Consider the following 18,363-nt stretch of genomic DNA (forward strand, 5'->3'; position numbering starts at 1 on the left):
GTTGAACCCTCATGCGCCAGTCGGTTTGCCGGCTTCAGAGTTCATCCATGTTGCATCCGGCGAACCCGAGGCCGTGCGTCTCTTCAGGCAGCATGCACCAAATCGGCTTCGACCGCACCCGTTTCCGCAGCGTTCACATGGGATGTCAACATGTCAGCGAATTCGTCGAGGAAGACGGTGTTGTCCCGGATCACCCGGTCGGCGGCGCCATTGAGGGCAATGATGTTGCCCGGACGGGCATTGTCGAAGTCTTCGGCTTCCGGCGGCAGGTCTGCTTCCAGACGGAAGTAGCTGACGCCCGAAAGTTCAGCAAAGAGCCGTTCGGCCTGGTAGGCGGCCGTCTGCGTCTGCCCGTCCGCAAAGATCGACAGGATTGGCACGCCCTTGGAGGGCTGCATCCATCCGAGGGCGCCCCAGCCGATGGCATCCTGATAGGCAAACGACCGTTCCGGCGCGCGGCCGGTGCCGAGCGACAGGATGACGATCTCGTCCGCATCCCAGCCGAGTTTGCGGGCTTCCAGATAGGCTGCCATGGTCGGGTCGTTCATGAAGACACCGCCATCAACCAGCGCCTCTTCCCCGCGGCGGGTGAGATTTTCCACCCGTGCCGGTTCGAAATAGGAGGGAGCAGCGGTGGTTGCGCGCACGGCTTGCCAGAAATAGTAGTCGTCCGGGCGACCGCCATTTTCCTCAAGACCGTTGGTCATGAAGACGGCCTTGCGCTTTTCAATGTCATAGGCGGTCAGCACCAGCCTGGTCAGGCCGCTGGCCATCGACGTCCAGCCGAACCGTTCTTTCAGGAGTTTTTCCAGCGGGCGGGCGTCGTAGCTTTCGTCAAACAGGCCGAGCGGATTGCTGACGGCACGCGCCAGGCGGCCCGAGATCGAGGACTGGAAAATGTCCCGGCTTTCCCGTTCGTAGAAGTTGCGCAGCTCGGCGATGGTGGTTGCTGCTTCGCCGGCCGTGCCGCCGGGGCGCGGAGCGCTGAGGCCGGCTGCAATCAGACCGCCGGTCGAGGTTCCGGCCATCAGGTCGAAGATCTGGTGAAACGGAGCTGCAACGCCGCGCTGGCTGAGCCGGCTTTCCAGCGTCTCCAGAATGCGCACGGGAATGAGGCCGCGCACACCGCCGCCGTCAATGGAAAGAATGAATCGCTTTGTCTGGGCCATGATGCGTCCCCGGAATGGTCGAAAGGAAGGGGCAGCGCCTTCCCGTTTCAGGCGAGAGACGCTTTTTATTTCCTTCAGAATGTTGTCATCAATTGCGACACTGCAATGGCAAAGCGTCAAATCGCGGCTGCTTTTTTGAAAATGGCGAGCAAGTGGTTAAGGCGTCCGTGAAAGATCGGAACGATCAGACGGTTCAATTTATCCGGGAAACGCTCTAGGATCGCGGCGTTTTCAAATTCCCCAACAGGACATTCCATGAATATCGATCTGCTGCGCCGCCTTTGCGAAACCCCCGGAGTGCCGGGTCACGAACACCGTGTCCGTGAGTTGATCCAGGCGGAAATCGAGGGTCTTTTCGACGAGGTCACCGTCGACCCGATGGGCTCGCTTCTGTGCCGCCGGGATGCCCGCAAGACCACCAAGAAGGGCGCGCCGAAAAAGGTCATGCTGCTCTGTCACATGGACGAGATCGGCTTTCTTGTGTCGCATGTGACCGACAAGGGGTTTGCCCATGTGCAGCCGGTCGGCGGCTTCGACGCGCGCAACCTCTTCTCGCGCCGCGTTCTGGTGTCGACCGACGACGGCGACTTCAAGGGTGTGATGAACCCGGGCGGCAAGCCGATCCACATCTCCTCACCCGAGGAACGCAAGAAGGTTCCGGAGCCGAAGGAATTTGTCATTGATCTGGGACTTGGCGAAAAGACCAAGGAGATCGTCAAGGTCGGTGACATGGTCACCATGGACGAACCATTGATCGAGATCGGCGACAAGGTCGTCTCCAAGGCGCTCGACAACCGCATCGCCTGCTGGCTCGGCATCGAGGCCATCAAGGGTCTCGGAAAGGCCAAGCATGGCTGCGAGATCCACGTCGCGTTCACCTGTCAGGAGGAAGTCGGTCTGCGCGGCGCACGCACGGCGTCCTTTGCCATCAAGCCGGATATCGGGCTTGGTGTGGACACCACGCTTGCCTGCGACACGCCGGGCGTTCCGGAACAGGACCGCACCACGGTGCAGGGCGAGGGCTTCGGTCTTCATGTCAAGGATTCAAGCTTCATTGCCGACCGGGAGCTGGTGAAGGAAATCGAGGCGATTGCCGAAAAGGAAAAGATCCCGTTCCAGCGCACCATGCTGGCCGCCGGTGGCCAGGACGGCGCCGCCGCCCAGCAGGCCGCAGCCGGTGCCAAGGCTGTCGGCATCGTCGTCGGCACGCGCTACATCCACACGGTCACGGAGATGATCCACAAGACCGACCTTCAGGCCGCGCTGGACATTCTGGTGGCGTATCTGAAAAAGGCCTGAGTCGGATGATCAGGGCAGGGCGGATAGTCGCCCTGCCAAATGTGTCCCCAACTTCGTCATGCCATGGCTTGACCATGGTATCCATGCCGTTTCGTTTTCAAGGTTGCGGGTGTTGCCGGTGGCGGATTCACGGGATGGATTGCAAGGTCAAGCCTTGCAATGACGGAGTGAATGGAACTGGATTAAAGGCGACTCAGGCCACCAGTCCAAGCAGGTTCGAGACCTGCTCGCCGGTGCCGGCATAGAGCTCGCTTACGGACGCGCTTTGGTGGCTGAACGAGCCGTTGCTGAAGTCGCCCTCGATCGTAGAGGCGCTGGCGCTGCGGGCGGAGAAGCCGGTTTCGCTGTCATAGGAGACGCGTTCGAAAGAAACGAATTGCGCTGAAATCGTTTCGCCGCCGATTTCGGCTTCAATGGTGGTGGTCGAGACCGTGGCGCTTTCATAGGCGATGTTGGCGGAAGGACCGGTGTCTTCCTCACCAAGAGCGGCCTTCAGCTGGCCTGCCGTCTTCTGATAGTCCTCGACAGTGGCAAGTGCGCCGTCCTTGTCGTCTTCCTCGTCCGAGCCCTTGCCCTTTTCGACCGCGTCGCGCAAAGCGGCAATTACCACGGCGTCTTCTTCGGCCTTCTTGCTGGCCGCTTCCAGAACGCTGAGTGCGGGGGCTTTTGCTTCTTCATCCGGGCTGGCGGGATTCCGTGGGCCCTTTTCGGACGCATTGATGCCGCCACTTGAAAACGATGCCGAAAGGAGGCTCGTGCTCTGAGTAGTGGTCTCGATGGAAATCTGCATGGCCTAAAGTCCCGCTTCGTCCGGCCCTTCCTGGTCCGGCACAGTCCTCAAGCATCCTGCAAAAGACTTAACAGGCCATTAACCAAATGCCGGACCCGGCCACCCGTTCAGGTGCGTGCGAATGCCTTTTCCAGGAACCGCCCGCCCAGAACCATGCCCCGTTCGTCGATGGAGTGGCCGAGCCCCGTGAGCCGATGAAGTGTGGTGGGAACGCCGGCTCCGCTCAAGGCGGCCTGTGCGGCGTCGCCGTGATAGACCGGGACCACGTCGTCCTCTTCCCCGTGGACGATCAGCACCGGACTGCCGGTATGGATGCCGGTCAGCCGGTCGGTTCCCGGCAACAATCCGGAATAGCCGAGAAGGGCCGCAGGCGGCGTCTTGCGGCGCAGGCCGGACTGGAAAGTCATCATGGCGCCCTGGCTGAAGCCAACCAGGGCAAGCGCACGCTCATCCAGGCCGAGGGCGGCGAGTTCCCGGTCGAGAAACCGGTCCAGGACCGCCTGTGCCGCCTCCGCTCCAATCCGGTATTCCTGCGGGGAACGATCTTCCAGGGGAAACCATTGCCGTCCACCCAGAGCTTCGAAGGGAAGCGGTTCTGGCGCATCGGGTGCGATGAATGCGGCATCGGGGAGCTGACCCTGCCAGGCACGGCCGAGATCGATCAGGTCCGCGCCATCCGCACCATACCCGTGCAGGATCACGATGAGCTGGCGCGCCGCATTGCCGGAGGCCGGCGCAAGGCGGGGGCCGTCAAGCGGCGGCGAGGTGGGGTTGCCTGTCATATCATTCTGCCGCCGACTGGGATTGTCCTGAGTCTGGGGGGCGCTGCCCGGCAGCCTGCCGGATGAAGGGCAGGGCAATCAGGAGAGACGCCAGGATCAGCACACCGGCAAGCGCAAAGGGCGCGCCGGGGAACGTGACATCGGCCTCCGGGCCGGAAAACGCGGCAAAGATCTGGGTCATGACGAAGGGGCTGACCACCATGGACAGCCCCGCCGCGCTGGCAATCATGCCCTGCAGCTCGCCTTGCGCATTGTCCGGCACACGATTGGCCATGAGGCCGGTAAAGGCCGGTGTCGCCAGCGCGCCAAGGGCGGCAAAGCAGATCAGGGCATAGGCCATTGCACCGCTATCGGCCACCGCGAGCCCTGCAAAGGCTATCAGGTTGGCGACAAGTCCCGCGAGCAGCGTCCGGCCCGGCCCGAGCTTGGGTTCCAGTACCCGGATCAGGTAGCCCTGGACGAAGGCAAAACCGATCCCGACAAAGGCGAGCGACAAGCCGATGTCACGCGGGGTCCAGCCGAACACCTCTTCCGAGTAGTAGCTCCAGACCGCGGGATAGACGTAGTGGGCGATGTCGAACAGGAACACTGCCAGCAGCAATGTTCTGACGGCCGGGTAGGCCGCCAGCTGTTTCAGGGCGCCCAGCGGGTTGGCGCGCCGCCAGTCGAAACTGCGACGGTTTTCAGCTCTCAGGGTTTCCGGCAACACGAAGCAGCCAAACAGGAAATTGACGAAGGACAGTGCCGCAGCAGCGTAGAAGGGGGCACGCGGGCCATATTCGCCCAGAAAGCCGCCGATCATGGGACCGAGCACAAACCCGATGCCGAACCCTGCGCCGACGAGACCAAAATTCTTGGCCCGGTCTTCCTTCGACGACACATCGGCAATATAGGCCGAGGCGGCGGAGAAGGTCGCCCCGGACACACCGGCCAGCGTTCGGCCCACGAACAGGATCGCCAGGTTCCAGGACAGCGCCATGATCAGATAGTCGATGGCCATGGCGAACATGGACACAAGCAACACTGGCCGTCGGCCGTAACGGTCGGAGAGATTGCCGAGCGTCGGACCGAACAGGAATTGCATCAGGGCATAGACCACGGCCAGGGCTCCGCCCCAGCGTGCGGCGTCGCTGACCGGCAGGGAGGTCAGTTCCGTCAGGAGCGACGGCATCACCGGCATCATCAGGCCGATGCCCATGGAGTTCAGGGTCAGCGTGACCAGGATGAAGCCGAGGGCGGCGCGTTTGGACAGACCTGTTGGCAAGCAGATTTTCCGAGTTGCGTGCGATACCGGGCGGGCGCGCAGGCGCGCCTTTTCCTCAGTCTCTTAGCGCACCTACTCCGCGGCCACCAGAGCCGGCTGTTCCCATTGGCCTTTTTCGATCTCGACGATCTGCTTGTCGATCTGGGCGACCACGAAACGTGAGAACGGTCCGAGATGCACATAAAGTGCCAGCATCATCAGCACCGGCTTGAGCGCCCGGAAGTTGGTGAAGGCCGTTCTGAGAATGGTTTTCCAGATCTGCCAGCGATACGTGGTATCCTTGAACGTGATCCCCCAGAGCAGCTGGCTGACCTGCTTGATGTCGTGCATGAAACCTGCCCCGAAAACGGCACCGTTGGCCCCGTTCATCTTGAGCATGGATGCCACTTTCCGAACCCGGCCGAAATAGGCCTCCGGACTGTAGACCCGATCGATCACCTGCTTGAAATCGTTGAGAATTTGGTCGCGCGGCCGCACGGTCGTGAAATTGAGGCCGGCGGTGCACTGGTCACCGTGTTCTGTATCCGGATCGTCGGTTCCGAAATCCGCGTGCAGCCTGCCCTCCTTGGCAAGGCGCCGGGTCAGCTGGGTGTTCGGCAGAGCGTAGAGCAGACCGGTCATGGCGACCGGGATTGCCGCTTCCTCGATCAGGGCCGAGATCTCGTCGGCAACCTTGTCGCTTTCCTCGTCGAAGCCGACGATGAAACCGGCCAGCACAAAAATGCCCGCGTCATAGATCTTGTGAACACTCTCGGCGATGTTGCGCCTTGTATTCTGTTTCTTGCGCGTTGCGACCAGAACGTCCGGATCCGGGCTCTCGATGCCGATGAAAACCGAGAAGTAGCCCGCATCCTGCATCATCTTCAGAAGGGCTTCGTCATCCGCCAGGTTCAGGGACGCCTCAGTGGACATTTCGAACGGATAGCTCTTGTCCTTCTGCCAGGCGGCCAGCTCCGGCAGGAACATCTTCACGGCCTTCTTGTTGCCGATCAGGTTGTCGTCAACAAAATCGACATGGCCGCGATAACCGAGTTCATAGAGACGGTCGAGTTCGGCAAGCATCTGCGCGTTGGTCTTGGTGCGCGGAACCCGGCCATAGAGTTCGATAATGTCGCAGAACTCGCAGGTGAACGGACAACCGCGAGAATACTGCACACCGATCTGGACATAATCGTCGAATTTCAGCAGGTCGAAACGCGGGATCGGGCTAGAGCTTACGTCGGCCTTGAACTTTTCCGCTGTGAAGCGACCGTTGCGCGCGCCCTCGTTCCAGGCCGAGACAAAGGTTTCCAGAATACCTTCGGCTTCGCCCAGGACCAGAAAATCCGCAGCTTCATAAACTTCGGGTGAAGACGTTGCGTCGGGACCACCGACGACGACCGGTATGCCCTTGTCCTGCGCGCGCCGTATCACGGCCAGGCAGTCGGCCTGCTGCGGCAGCATGCCGCCGGTCATGATCATGTCCGCCCAGGCAAGGTCGTCGCTGGTGAGCGAGCCGGTGTTCCGGTCGACCAGCCGGACGGACCAGTCGTCCGGCAGCATGGCGGCAACCGTGATCAGCCCAAGGGGCGGTGCCGGGTACTTCGCTCCTACCAGTTCGCAGGTGGCGCCGTAATTCCAGAAAGAGCCGGAATTAAAACGCGGATACACCAACAAAACATTGCATTGCGACATGCACGGTCCCTCCAGACGGACGCTCACCCCCAGTGGCGACACCGTATCAACTTTGGCCGCAGGCACAACCGCTTAAAACGGCGTGACAGAAATAGAGGCAGACGTGACGGCTGGCATATTGTCACGTGGAGGTGGTGTCAGGCTTGCTGAGGCGAAAAACCAGGCCCTGGACGTCCTTGCCGAGTTCCTGCCGCAGAGCAACGAATTTCTCCGCTTCATAAGAAAGCCCCGCCGCCTCGGCGCTCCGCTTGAGATAGGCCGGATTGTGCAGGTAACGACCGGTTGCGTCGACCCGGTAATCCGGGCCGTCTGCTTCATCCAGGTGTTCGACGCTCGCCACCAGCAGCCCGCCAGGTTTCAGGGCGCGGCAGAGCGCTTCCATGAAGGGCGTGAGATCGCCGATGTAACACAGTGTATCCACGCAGACCGCCAGGTCGAATTGTGTTGGCAGATCCGAGTTCAGAAAGCCGACCAGCTCGACTTCCAGGAGGAAGTCATAAACTTCCAGCGCAGCGGCCTTGCGCAGCATGCCCGGTGACAGGTCGATGCCGGTGAGTTTGCCGCACCGGGCGCGGATCAGAGGGCCGCACAGGCCGGTGCCGCAGCCGAGATCGACAACGTCCGGAAACGGGCCCTGCCGGGTCTCGGCAAGACGGACGACCTCTTCGGCGACAAGTTCCGGAGCCCGGTAGCCCAGATTTTTCAGAACCTCGTCGAAACTGTCGGAAAAACTGTCGAAATGGGTTTTGACATAATCTTCCGGCGCCTGGTCCAGATCGTCGCCGCGCACGGCGGCCAGCTGATACCGCACGATGGTATTGTCCGGATCGGCCTTGAGCAGGCTTTCCAGATGCTCCACCGCCCGGTCGCGGCGGCCCAGGGCACAGAGGACCCGGGCATGCCAGATCGGGTCCGACCAGACGTCGGCGCCGAATTCCAGGCAGCGTTCCAGTGCGTCGGCGGCCTCGTCCCGGTGGCCGGACAGCATCAGCGACATGCCGTAATTGTGCCAGGCATTGGGATTGTCGGGATCAAGCCGGACAATTTCCTTGAGGATCGGCAGCAGGTCGTCATTGTTGGTGGCGCCTTCCAGCATCAGGTTGATGTTGTTCCAGGCCTCCTCGTGGCGCGGCTCGATCTCCACGGCCCGGACATAGGCTTCAAGCGCCTCGTCCTGCTTCTCCGACAGTTTCAGGATATTGCCGAGATTGTTGTAAGCCGCCGCATTGCGGCTGTTCTGATCCAGGGATTTGCGGATCAGGGTCACGGCGTTGTCGGGCTTGCCCGCATCGAAATGCAGGAGCCCCAGAAAATGCAATCCGTCGGCGTGATCCGGATCGTTCGTGAGAACGTCCTTGTAAGCGGCGAGCGCAGCTTCCAGATTGCCGCTGCGATGGGCGTTGATCCCTTCCTGCAGCCTGGCATCGACCTCCATAGCGCATCTCCCAATAAAAAAGGGCGGTCGAACCGCCCTTGTCGCCGGAAAGACGCTGTTACGTTACAGCACTTTCAGGTCTTCAGCCACCTTCTGACCGCGGCGCCACTCCAGATCGAACGCCACAAGCTGGCCTTCTCTCAAGGTGTCGATGCCGGACCGGCGCAGGGCCGTGATGTCGACGAGAATATCCTCGCCGTCCTGCGGTTCGATCGTGCCGATACCTCGGCCCTGATCAAACCATTTTACGTTTCCATGCAGCATGGAGTCTTCTTTCCAATTTTTCGCCTCAAGGCATGTGACCGCTACAGATAGCGGTATTTTTCAACGCCTTGATGACAGTGTTGATGATAATACTAAAGTACTTGCCGGATCTCGGTCGGAAATAAATGCCCTCGCGCGCAGTCTAAGCGGACTGCGACACTCCGAAGTGCAGTTCCTGTAAAGCTGAGATCTGTTGCCTGGCGAACAAGCCAGAACTTTAACACAGTATTCCCTAGTATGGTAATGAATTTGTTAATTTCAAGACCCGGGCCCTCTGTCGAGCTGGCCGGTAATCACATATTTGAGGATATCTACCACTTGTTCCGAGGTCTCGGCGACCGCAAGTGCAGCTGCGTCAACTTCCTTCAAGGGGTGGGTCAGGGAAGGGTCGTGCAAGACGATCACCGATTTGCCGAGTGCGGAGGCATACCCTGCGTCGAAAGCAGCATTCCACTGCTTGTACTTGTCGCCGAAACGCACCACGACGATGTCTGCCTTTTCGATCAGGCTGCGGGTGCGGATCGCGTTCATCTTTGCGCCCTTGTGGTCATACCAGAACTTCTGGTCCTCACCGCCCAGGATGGTCGCGCCGCAATCGTCACTGGCGTCGTGATCGGTGACCGGGGCTGAAAAGGCAACCGGCAGCCCGAGGGCTTTCGATCCGTCCATGATCCGTTCGCGCCAGTCGGTATGAATCTCGCCGGATAAATATACGCGCCAGGTGTCCATGTGTTCCTCCCTTGAATGCTCTTGAAGTCAGTGACTCTTGGCACTGAAACCTGGTTCGAAGCTGGGGAGGAAGTTGCGTTCCGTCAAGACCATCAGGGGCGTTGTTGCCTGATATTTATCGGTAATTCAGATCCTGCGCCGGGTGAGGCCTCGCGCGACAGTTTCCTTTATTTTGACGTCAGGTGCCAGACCCCGTCCCAGTTTTCCGGAGCGCCCTGAGCTTCGATCAGCTTCAGGCGGTTCAGGAAAACACGCGCAATCTGATCGTCGGGATGTTGCTGGAGGATGGTCTCAAACAGGGAGCGGGCATCGGTCCACCTGGCCTCGGCAAAGGCGTGCAGCGCCTCCTCCGAACCGGCCTGCAAAGCGGCCAGTTCTTCGGTCATGTCGTTTTCGCGGGCCAGCGCCGTATAGACGCTGGTCGGTTCGGTCTTGCCCTTCACCTGGATCTTGTCGACGGCCCGGAATTCGATCCCGGAGGCCGTGTCACGCGTGCGCTGGCAGACCAGCAGCTGTGTGCCATAGACCTTGTTGGCCCCTTCGAGCCGCGCGCCGAGGTTTACGGTGTCACCCATGATCGTGTAATTCTTGGTTTTCTCTGACCCGATCGACCCGATGACCGCGTCGCCGGTGGCAATGCCGATCCTCTGTTTGAGCTGGGGCAGGTTTTTCTGCAGTCCCGTGAGGTCCGGCAATTCGTGCTGGAAATCGCGCATATGCTCGATATTGCGCAGGGCGCTTTCGACCGCCAGCGTTGCCTGGCCGCCATCATCGCAAAAGGGCTGCGCCCAGAAGGCCATGATCGCATCGCCGATATATTTGTCGATCACGCCCTGGCGATCCGTGATCTCGGACGACATCAGGTCCAGATAGCGGTTCAGCACCCGCACCAGCCCGGCCGGCGTGAACTGTTCTGAAATCGTGGTGAAATCGGCCAGATCGGAGAAATAGGCGGTGACCACCTTCTTTTCGCCGGCCGTCGCGTCCTCATGGTCGGCAATCAGGCCGGAAACGACGCGGGGGTCGAGATACTGGCCAAACGTGTCCTTGATCTTCTGCGTCGAGCGCAACCCTTCCACCATCGTGTTGAAGCTTCGGGTCAGGGTGCCGATCTCATCGCTTGAGCGCGGCTGCAGCTGAACGGCAAAATCACCTTCTTCCACACGCCTTGCTCCGCTGGTCAGCGCCTTCATGGGGCGCAGGATGCCGGCGATGACCAGTGACGATAAAAGCAGTGCCAGAGCACCGCTGGCTGCGGTCGCCGCGATGCTCGCATAGAGCGCCTGCTGTTCGTGCAGGGCGGCCGTTTCGATCGACTGGTCGGTGAAGCGGGTGACATGTTCGCGCAGCTGGTCGAGACGGGCGGACAGCTTGGTCTCTTCTTCCTCCAGCTGGGTCTCCAGCCGTTCCCTTGTCGCGGCCGGAATATCCACCGACTGCACGAGATGCAGCGCATGGGCATGGAAATTGTCGTGCTGGGTCTCTATCGCGACCAGGGTCGGGTAAAGAGCCGCAAGTTCCAGCCGGTCGTGTATCGAGGTGGCAGCATCTTGCGCGGCGGCCACCCGTTCTTCGGCTGATTTCAGCAGTTCTGTCACTTTGCGCGCATGTTCTTCAAACGCCAGAAGATCCTGCTCCAGCCGTTCCTCCAGGCGCTTGATCCGGGCCTGAAGCGCCGGATGGTCCTGAAGCAGCGCGTCAATTTCTTCCGGGCTCTTGTCGTAGCTGAGCACTTCAAGCCGGTCTGCACGCAGCTCTGCCAGGTATTTTTCCGCGCGCTCCAGATCGAGTTCCTCTTCGAGCGCGATCACCTCGACCTGGGTGACTTCATGCCGGAGCGGTGAATAGACGTTCGAGATCAGGTGCAGTTCCTTGTTGATCTCGAAAATCTTGAAGATCGAGAAGGCGGCGGCTGCTGCCATGACAAAAAAGACGATCAGGGAAATCCCGAAAATCTTCCAGGCGATGCGCATGAGACCGTCTTCCTCGAGCCGGGGGTGCTGACAAATCTACCTAAATATAGGAGAGCAGATCCTGCAGCGCGACCCGGTAATTCGGAAAGCGGAAGGTGTAACCGAGCTCGTCCTTGACGCGCCTGTTCGAAACGCGCTTGTTTTCGCCGTAAAAGGAGCGGGCCATCGGCGTCAGGTCGGCTGTCTCGAACGGGATCTCGGCCGGCGGCTCGACGCCCAGAAGGTCCGCTGCAAAGGCGACCACGTCCTGTGGCGGGGCGGGCTCGTCGTCGGTGACATTGAAGATGCGGGTGGTCGGGCTGGACATCGCAGCGTTTACCGCTCCGGCGATATCGGAAACATGAATGCGGTTGAACACCTGGCCGGGTTTCACCAGCCGGCGGGCCTTGCCCTTCTTGAAGTTCTCAAAGGCATTGCGGCCCGGACCGTAAATACCCGACAGGCGGAAAATCTGCACCGGAACATCTGTCGCGGTCGCAAAATCCAGCCAGGCCGTTTCCGCCGCAACCCGCTGAACGGACCGCCTGGAGACCGGCCTGCACTCGGTGTCCTCGTCAACCCAGGCACCATCATGATTGCCATAGACGCCGACGGTGGACAGGTAACCGATCCATTGTGGCTTGCCGGCCGCTAGATCGTTGCCATGCTGCAGCAGAACCGGATCACCGGTCTCGTTCGGGGCAATCGACACAAGAATATGGGTCGCGGCTTGAAGGGCCTCGGCAATGCCGGCCCCCTTGGTGGTGCCATCAAACAGGAACGGCTCGACACCCATGTCTTTCAGGGCCTCGGCCTTCTCGGCGGATCGTGTCGTTCCGCCGACCCAGTCGAACTGCTCTCTGGCTTCATCGATAAAGGCCCTGGAGGAAAAACCGACACCAAACACAAACAGTTTCAAGGCTCAAAGCTCCAGATGCTTGCGGCGGATTTCATAAAGCGCGATGCCGGTGGCGACCGCCAGATTGAGGCTGTCCGCCTGGCCAACCTGGGGAATGCGGATCAGGGTGCCGCAGGCCGCCGCCATGTCGTCCTCCAGGCCCTTTTGTTCGTTGCCCATAACCAGAAGGACCGGATCGGCATAGTCCGGTGTGCGGTAGTCCACCGATCCCTTCAGATGGGTTGCAGCGACCGTGCCCGGCCATTTGCCGGCCAGCGTCTTGAACTCGTCCTTGCTGAGTTTTGCCAGCGGGACATGAAACAGCGACCCCATGGTGGCGCGTACCGCTTCAACGGCAAACGGATCGGTGCAATCGCCGACCAGCATGACGCCGGTGCCGCCGACAGCATCGACGGTGCGGATGATGGTGCCGAGATTGCCCGGATCACGCACCCGGTCGAGCGCCACCCAGAGCGTTGTGCCCGTGGGCTCGATATCTCGGGCTCCGAGGATCTGCTGCTCGTAGACGCCGACAACCATCTGCGGATTGTCCTTGCGGGTCATGGCCGACATGACTGCGGTCGAGACTTCCAGGATCAGCGCGCCGCGCGCCTTTGCCGTGGCGGCCGCCTTCTGGGCAACCGGATTGTCTCGCGCCTCCGGACCAAGGGCGAGGTACCGGACACCCCAGCCGGCTTCCAGTGCATCGGTCGCCAGTTTCAGGCCTTCTGCGACAAACAGTCCTGACTGGCTGCGGTGCTTGCGCTGCGCGACCAGCCCCTTGATTTCCTTGACGATCGGATTGGCGTGGCTGGTGATCTGCTTCACCGCGCCGGTGCGCTGTTGCGGCATTGGATGCTCCGGGCGCTCTCACGGGAGCCGGGATAAGGGGTCATACGTGTTTTGCTGGCTTAGGCGCTGGACAGGGCGGGGTCAAGAGCCTTGCGGTGCAGGACGTGGCGGCAGCAGCCGTTCGGACGCCAGCAGGATCGACTGGTCGATATCGACCGGAAAGTCGGTCACATCCAGCTTGCCGTCAATGGCGAGGAACGACAGCCCGTGGACCTGGGTCCAGAGCGGGAAGGACGCCCGCATCACTTCTTCGGTGATACCGTCCTCGCCGAGATAGCGCGCCACTTCCTGCAACAGCACGCCATAGGAGTTGCGCCCGACACTCTTCAGGTCCTCGATCCGGCCTGCATGAGACTTGGTGCTGAACATCAGGCGGAAAGTGTGCTGTTCGCGGATGGCGAATTGCACATAGGCCCGCCCGATGGCGGCAATGGATTCGACTGAGCCGCGCGGAAAGCCGGAAGCGTTTTTTTCCATGTCCGCGCCAAGCCGGGCAAGCCCGTCCATCGCGACCTCGGTCAGGAGGTCCTCTTTCGACTTGAAGTGGCGGTAGGGGGCGGCGGTGCTGACGCCGGCCAGACGGCAGGCGTCGGACATGGAAAAACCATCCGGTCCCTGCTCCTCGATCAACTGGCGCGCAGCCGTGGTCAGCTGGCCGCGCAGGTTGCCGTGGTGATAGCCGCTCTTCTTCTGAACTTTGGGTTTGGTCATCGGTTGATCCGACTTTTTTGATGTGAGTCTCTTGCGAAAGTTAATTCTTCTAACATATGTTAGCAATAGTAACATAGTTAGAGCTGTTTACATCGGGCAACGGTCCGGGCTCATCGGCTATGGCAGCCAGACCAGGCGTGAGGGCACGGCAATGCAGGACAACAAGACCGATCACCGATCCGGGACAAGCCGGAGTTCCAGACTGAAACGTCTTGGCAGAGGGGTGGTCAGCCTGACCAGTTTTTCCGTCAATGTCGGTCTGGCGGCGGCTGCCGTGATTGTCGGGGTGACCACCATCCAGATGCGGGCCGAGGAGAAACCGCGGGTCGATGCCTCGCCACTTGCTGAAGTTCAGGTCTTCGTGCCGGACCGCCAAGGCGGATATGCAGTTCAAAGGACCTTCGCCGGGCGGATCGAACCCGCCCGCCAGACGGATCTTGCCTTTGAACTTTCAGGTACCGTGCTCGAGATCGCGGTTGATGAAGGCGATCCGGTCGCCCGGGGCGACGTCATCGCCCGGCTGGACACAAGGTCGCTGGAGGCGGAACGCCGCCGTCAACTGGCGAACCGGCTGGCGGTGGAGAGCGACCGGGAACTGGCCGAGCTGACGCTCAACAGGCGGCAGAAGCTGCAGGAAGCCGGCCATGCCAGTACGGAAACACTGGATCGGGCGCGCCTGGCGCTGAACCGCCTCGACGCGACACTGGCGCAGATCGACGCGGCAATCGAAACTATCGAGATCAACCTCGACAAGTCAGTCCTGCGGGCTCCTTTTGCGGGACGGGTTGGGGCGCGCGCGCTCGATGAGGGAGCAACCGTTGCCCCCGGACAGCCCGCCCTCACGCTTCTTGAGAGCGCGCGGCCGCAGGTTCGCATCGGTCTGCCGCCACGGGTGGCCGCCCGGCTTGAGCGGAACCGGACCTTCGATATCCGCCTTGGCTCAAGGAGCTTGCAGGCCGTGTTTCTTGGACTGCGCCCCGACCTTCAGACACGCACACGCACCATTGAAGCCCTGTTCCAGGTTCAGGACGATACCAGACTGCCGGGTTTCGGCGATCTTGCGGAGCTGACCCTGGAGGAATGGATCGAGGCCGACGGCTACTGGGTGCCGATGGCAGCGCTGAAAGAAGGCCCGCGCGGGCTCTGGACCGTACTTGCGATTGCTGACGCAGAGGCGGGAACCGCGCCTGCGCAAAGCTCCGGTCTGGTGATCGTGCGGGAAGCGGTGGAAGTGCTCCAGACCGATGAGACCCGTGCGTTTGTCCGCGGCACGATCACGGCCGGGACCCGCATTGTCGCCGGCGGCATTCATCGGGTCGTTGCCGGGCAACATGTGCAATTGGCCGAGACCGGGAGCTGATCGATGGCGACTCTGTTTTTCCGCCAGCCGCGGCTTGCGGCACTGATGGTGCTGGTCATTCTGGCTGCCGGGTTCTCGGCCCTGATCGGGATCGGGCGCCAGGAAGATCCGACGATCACAAACATCTTCGCCAGCGTGACGACCGTTTATCCCGGTGCCGACCCGGCAAGGGTCGAGGCGCTGGTCACGGAAAAGATCGAGGAACAGCTGCGCGAGGTGGAGGAAATCGATACGATTGAATCCACCTCGGCCTCTTCCATCTCCATCGTTCAGATCGAGCTTCTTGATACGCTTGGGGAAGATGTCATCGAACAGGCCTGGTCGGAGATCCGGGACAAGCTCGCCGACGCTGCCCGCGCGTTTCCGCCAGGGGCAGGGGAGCCGGAGTTCGACACCGAGGGGGCAGGTGCCTTTGCGTCGATCAGCGCGCTTGTGCCGAAGCATGAAAGCGTGTCCGATGCCGTTCTGCTTCGTTACGCCGAAGCGCTTTCCGACACCTTGCGCAATGTGCCCGGCACGAAACAGGTCGAGATTTTCGGCGGCCTGGACGAAGAGATTCTGGTCCGGATCGATCCGGTCGTGCTGACGTCCCTGTCGCTGACGGCGGACCAGGTGTCCGATGCCATCCGGAGTGCCGATGCCAAGGTGCAGGCCGGGCGGCTGCGCAGCCCGGATCGGGAGCTGCTGGTCGAGGTCGATGGAGAGATCGAAGCGCTTGACCGCATCCGGCAAATCCCGTTGACGACGGCCGAGACCGGTCTTGTGACCCGCGTCGGAGATGTTGCGACGGTCACCAAAGGGGTCCGGCAGCCGGCAGAGGAACTGGCATTTGCAGATGGCCGCACGGCCATTCTGGTAGCGGCAAAGATCGCCGACGGTCTGCAGGTCGATGCCTGGATGGACCGGGTCGAGGCGCGCATTGCGACCTTTGAAGCCGAACTGCCTCATTCCATCGAGCACAGGCTGGTCTTTGACCAGAGCACCTACACGATTGACCGGCTGTCGAATGTCGGTCTCAACATTGCCATCGGCATGGGGCTGGTGGTGATCGTGCTGCTGGTGACCATGGGACTGCGCTCGGCGCTGATCGTTGCCATGGTGTTGCCTGTGGTGACTTTGGCGTCCTTTGCCACGATGAGCCTGATCGGGCTGCCCCTGCACCAGATGTCGCTGACCGGCATGATCGTCGCGCTTGGTCTGCTTGTCGACGCCGGCATCGTGATGACCGATGAAATCGGCCAGGCGCTTGGAAGCGGCTTGAGCCGCAGGGAAGCGGTCGGCAAGGCGGTACGGCGCCTGTTTGCGCCCCTCCTCGCGTCCACGGTCACGACGGCTCTTTCCTTCATGCCGATGGTCCTGCTGCCGGGACCGCCTGGTGATTTTGTGGGGGCGATCGCCATCGCCGTGATCGTGATGCTGCTCTGGTCTTTCGTGGTGGCCATCACCCTGACGGCGGCCGTTGCCGGCTGGCTGTTGCCGGCCCGAAAGGCACATGACAAGCGCACCGGGAGGCGTTTGCAGTCTCTCGTTTCCGTGCCCTTCCGCCTGTCGCTGAAACTGGCCATGCGCAATCCGGCGAGCGCCGTGGCCTATGCCCTGGTTCTGCCGATGATCGGTTTCCTGAGCATGCCGACGCTGACGGCACAATTCTTTCCGGGGGTCGACCGGGATCAGTTTCACATCGAGGTGGAGCTGGCGGATGGCACCGCAATTTCGGAGACTTCTGAAACGGCTCTGGCCATTGATCGCTACCTTGCTGCGCGGGACGGGGTGGAACAGGTCGCCTGGGTGATCGGCAAAAGCGCGCCGGCCTTCTACTATAACATCGTCGGCAGCCGCGACCGGGCGCCGGCCTTTGCCCAGGCCCTGGTGACAACGGCTTCGCCCGCCGCAACCGCCTTGCTCGTCCCGGAGCTGCAATCGGATCTTGCCCGGCGGTTTCCGGAGGCACGGATCCTGGTCCGGGACCTGGTGCAGGGGCCACCGGTCGATGCGCCGGTGGAGTTGCGGCTGGTCGGGCCGTCCCTGGACGTCTTGCGCGAGCGCGGTGACGCCTTGCGCCAGATCGCCAGCGGCATCGAGGAAGTGACGGTCGCGCGAACCACACTTGATGCGGGGCCGCCGAAGCTGCGTTTTGCTGTCAATGAGGACAAGGCGCGGCTGGTCGGACTGAGCCTTGGAGAAGTGGCACGCCAACTGGAAGCAACGCTGGAAGGGGCAACGGGTGGCAGCCTTGTCGAGGGCACCGAGGAATTGCCGATCCGTGTGCGCGTCGCGGAGGCGATCCGTGGTGACCTGTCCGCAATTGCCAGCTTGCCGCTGCTTCCACCGTCCGGAAGCCGGGATCGCGCGAGCTATGAGGGCGTGCCCCTGTCGGCCATTGCCGATATACGGCTGGAGCCCTCGAAAGGCGAGATCAACCGGCGCAACGGCGAGCGCACAAACACCGTGCAGGCATTCGTTCAATATGGTGTCCTGCCCGAGGAAGCCTTGAAGAAGCTTCAGCACCGGATCGAGGAGACCGGCTTTGTGCTGCCCGACGGATACCGCATTGAAACCGGTGGCGATTCCGATGCTAGGGGCGACACGCTCAAGAACCTGATCGGTTCCCTCGGCTTGATCGTGCCCTTGTCGATTGCCGCCGTTGTCCTGACCTTCAACTCCTTCCGGCTCTCGGCCGTGACTTTTGTCGTCGCACTGCTGTCTGCAGGCTTGAGCATCCTGGCACTGGCCGTGTTCCAGTATCCCTTTGGCATAAACGCCATTATCGGCGTGATCGGTTCGATAGGCGTCTCGATCAACGCCGCCATCATCATCCTGACAGGGATGCAGGCGGACACGGCGGCAGCCGCCGGGGACCGAAATGCTATGGTGGACGTGGTGATGCGCTCCAGCCGTCACATCATCTCCACAACGCTGACAACCTTCGGCGGCTTCCTGCCGCTGATCCTGGGCGGCGGCGGCTTCTGGCCACCCTTTGCAATGTCGATCGCCGGGGGTGTGCTGCTGTCCACGGTGATCTCGTTCTATTTCGCGCCGCCCATGTTCGCGCTTGTTTATGCGAGGGGGAAGAAGACCAAAGAGGACATTGTGCAGGAGCCAGAAAGGCAAGAGAGGTGGAGCAACGACAATCTTGAAACGGCGGTGGCAGCGGAGTGACGTCTGCGTTTTCCGCCGTTCTGTT

15 protein-coding genes are annotated in these 18,363 nt (G+C 61.4%); 3 read left to right on the forward strand and 12 right to left on the reverse strand.

Annotation, left to right across the window (positions count from 1 at the left end; translation table 11 throughout):
* Positions 1–83 precede the first annotated feature (83 nt).
* Positions 84–1,169: a patatin-like phospholipase family protein gene (locus tag ACO6TG_RS19725; RefSeq protein WP_422374760.1), complete on the reverse strand. Its 1,086-nt coding sequence runs from the start codon at positions 1,167–1,169 to the stop codon at positions 84–86.
* A 255-nt stretch (positions 1,170–1,424) separates the two neighbouring features.
* Here ACO6TG_RS19725 and ACO6TG_RS19730 point away from each other — a divergent pair, with 255 nt between their 5' ends.
* A complete protein-coding gene (locus ACO6TG_RS19730) occupies positions 1,425–2,468 on the forward strand; it encodes a M42 family metallopeptidase (RefSeq protein WP_422374761.1) in 1,044 nt (347 codons plus the stop codon).
* A gap of 193 nt (positions 2,469–2,661) precedes the next feature.
* Here the strand turns inward: ACO6TG_RS19730 and ACO6TG_RS19735 are convergent, their stop codons facing one another.
* The 11 genes from ACO6TG_RS19735 to ACO6TG_RS19785 all read right to left on the reverse strand — a co-directional run bounded on the left by ACO6TG_RS19735 (position 2,662) and on the right by ACO6TG_RS19785 (position 13,819).
* The gene (locus tag ACO6TG_RS19735; RefSeq protein WP_422374762.1) at positions 2,662–3,258 is read right to left on the reverse strand and encodes a hypothetical protein; all 597 of its coding nucleotides are present in this window, start codon (positions 3,256–3,258) and stop codon (positions 2,662–2,664) included.
* A 107-nt stretch (positions 3,259–3,365) separates the two neighbouring features.
* Entirely contained in the window at positions 3,366–4,040 is a 675-nt protein-coding gene (locus ACO6TG_RS19740) for an alpha/beta hydrolase (protein ID WP_422374763.1), read from the reverse strand.
* Between the two features lies 1 nt (position 4,041).
* The gene (locus ACO6TG_RS19745; protein ID WP_422374764.1) at positions 4,042–5,304 is read right to left on the reverse strand and encodes a TCR/Tet family MFS transporter; all 1,263 of its coding nucleotides are present in this window, start codon (positions 5,302–5,304) and stop codon (positions 4,042–4,044) included.
* Positions 5,305–5,376: 72 nt separating this feature from the next.
* A complete protein-coding gene (locus ACO6TG_RS19750) occupies positions 5,377–6,978 on the reverse strand; it encodes a B12-binding domain-containing radical SAM protein (RefSeq protein WP_422374765.1) in 1,602 nt (533 codons plus the stop codon).
* A gap of 121 nt (positions 6,979–7,099) precedes the next feature.
* Positions 7,100–8,413 carry a tetratricopeptide repeat protein gene (locus ACO6TG_RS19755; protein ID WP_422374766.1) on the reverse strand — a complete coding sequence of 438 codons (1,314 nt, stop codon included), beginning with the start codon at positions 8,411–8,413 and terminating at the stop codon, positions 7,100–7,102.
* A gap of 63 nt (positions 8,414–8,476) precedes the next feature.
* Complete coding sequence (locus ACO6TG_RS19760) at positions 8,477–8,677, reverse strand: cold-shock protein (RefSeq protein ID WP_422374767.1); 201 nt, start codon at positions 8,675–8,677, stop codon at positions 8,477–8,479.
* Positions 8,678–8,935: 258 nt separating this feature from the next.
* The gene (locus ACO6TG_RS19765) at positions 8,936–9,406 is read right to left on the reverse strand and encodes a YtoQ family protein (protein ID WP_422374768.1); all 471 of its coding nucleotides are present in this window, start codon (positions 9,404–9,406) and stop codon (positions 8,936–8,938) included.
* 167 nt (positions 9,407–9,573) lie between these two features.
* The gene (locus tag ACO6TG_RS19770; protein WP_422374769.1) at positions 9,574–11,379 is read right to left on the reverse strand and encodes an adenylate/guanylate cyclase domain-containing protein; all 1,806 of its coding nucleotides are present in this window, start codon (positions 11,377–11,379) and stop codon (positions 9,574–9,576) included.
* 40 nt (positions 11,380–11,419) lie between these two features.
* Positions 11,420–12,277 (reverse strand): SDR family oxidoreductase, encoded by an 858-nt coding sequence (locus tag ACO6TG_RS19775; protein WP_422374770.1) that lies wholly within the window; start codon positions 12,275–12,277, stop codon positions 11,420–11,422.
* A gap of 3 nt (positions 12,278–12,280) precedes the next feature.
* Positions 12,281–13,108 (reverse strand): TrmH family RNA methyltransferase, encoded by an 828-nt coding sequence (locus ACO6TG_RS19780; RefSeq protein ID WP_422374771.1) that lies wholly within the window; start codon positions 13,106–13,108, stop codon positions 12,281–12,283.
* 81 nt (positions 13,109–13,189) lie between these two features.
* Positions 13,190–13,819: a TetR/AcrR family transcriptional regulator gene (locus ACO6TG_RS19785; RefSeq protein ID WP_422374772.1), complete on the reverse strand. Its 630-nt coding sequence runs from the start codon at positions 13,817–13,819 to the stop codon at positions 13,190–13,192.
* A gap of 151 nt (positions 13,820–13,970) precedes the next feature.
* Between ACO6TG_RS19785 and ACO6TG_RS19790 the strand changes: the two genes are divergently transcribed.
* Positions 13,971–15,179 (forward strand): efflux RND transporter periplasmic adaptor subunit, encoded by a 1,209-nt coding sequence (locus ACO6TG_RS19790; protein ID WP_422374773.1) that lies wholly within the window; start codon positions 13,971–13,973, stop codon positions 15,177–15,179.
* A gap of 3 nt (positions 15,180–15,182) precedes the next feature.
* Positions 15,183–18,338: an efflux RND transporter permease subunit gene (locus ACO6TG_RS19795; protein WP_422374774.1), complete on the forward strand. Its 3,156-nt coding sequence runs from the start codon at positions 15,183–15,185 to the stop codon at positions 18,336–18,338.
* Positions 18,339–18,363: the final 25 nt, after the last annotated feature.

Source organism: Roseibium sp., from assembly GCF_965233565.1.
Classification (GTDB): Bacteria; Pseudomonadota; Alphaproteobacteria; order Rhizobiales; family Stappiaceae; genus Roseibium.

Coding starts and splice junctions, on each gene's coding strand:
- ACO6TG_RS19725 (WP_422374760.1), bottom strand. CDS start 1,169: ATGGCCCAGACAAAGCGATTCATTCTTTCCATTGACGGCGGCGGTGTG.
- ACO6TG_RS19730 (WP_422374761.1), top strand. CDS start 1,425: ATGAATATCGATCTGCTGCGCCGCCTTTGCGAAACCCCCGGAGTGCCG.
- ACO6TG_RS19735 (WP_422374762.1), bottom strand. CDS start 3,258: ATGCAGATTTCCATCGAGACCACTACTCAGAGCACGAGCCTCCTTTCG.
- ACO6TG_RS19740 (WP_422374763.1), bottom strand. CDS start 4,040: ATGACAGGCAACCCCACCTCGCCGCCGCTTGACGGCCCCCGCCTTGCG.
- ACO6TG_RS19750 (WP_422374765.1), bottom strand. CDS start 6,978: ATGTCGCAATGCAATGTTTTGTTGGTGTATCCGCGTTTTAATTCCGGC.
- ACO6TG_RS19755 (WP_422374766.1), bottom strand. CDS start 8,413: ATGGAGGTCGATGCCAGGCTGCAGGAAGGGATCAACGCCCATCGCAGC.
- ACO6TG_RS19760 (WP_422374767.1), bottom strand. CDS start 8,677: ATGCTGCATGGAAACGTAAAATGGTTTGATCAGGGCCGAGGTATCGGC.
- ACO6TG_RS19765 (WP_422374768.1), bottom strand. CDS start 9,406: ATGGACACCTGGCGCGTATATTTATCCGGCGAGATTCATACCGACTGG.
- ACO6TG_RS19770 (WP_422374769.1), bottom strand. CDS start 11,379: ATGCGCATCGCCTGGAAGATTTTCGGGATTTCCCTGATCGTCTTTTTT.
- ACO6TG_RS19780 (WP_422374771.1), bottom strand. CDS start 13,108: ATGCCGCAACAGCGCACCGGCGCGGTGAAGCAGATCACCAGCCACGCC.
- ACO6TG_RS19785 (WP_422374772.1), bottom strand. CDS start 13,819: ATGACCAAACCCAAAGTTCAGAAGAAGAGCGGCTATCACCACGGCAAC.
- ACO6TG_RS19790 (WP_422374773.1), top strand. CDS start 13,971: ATGCAGGACAACAAGACCGATCACCGATCCGGGACAAGCCGGAGTTCC.
- ACO6TG_RS19795 (WP_422374774.1), top strand. CDS start 15,183: ATGGCGACTCTGTTTTTCCGCCAGCCGCGGCTTGCGGCACTGATGGTG.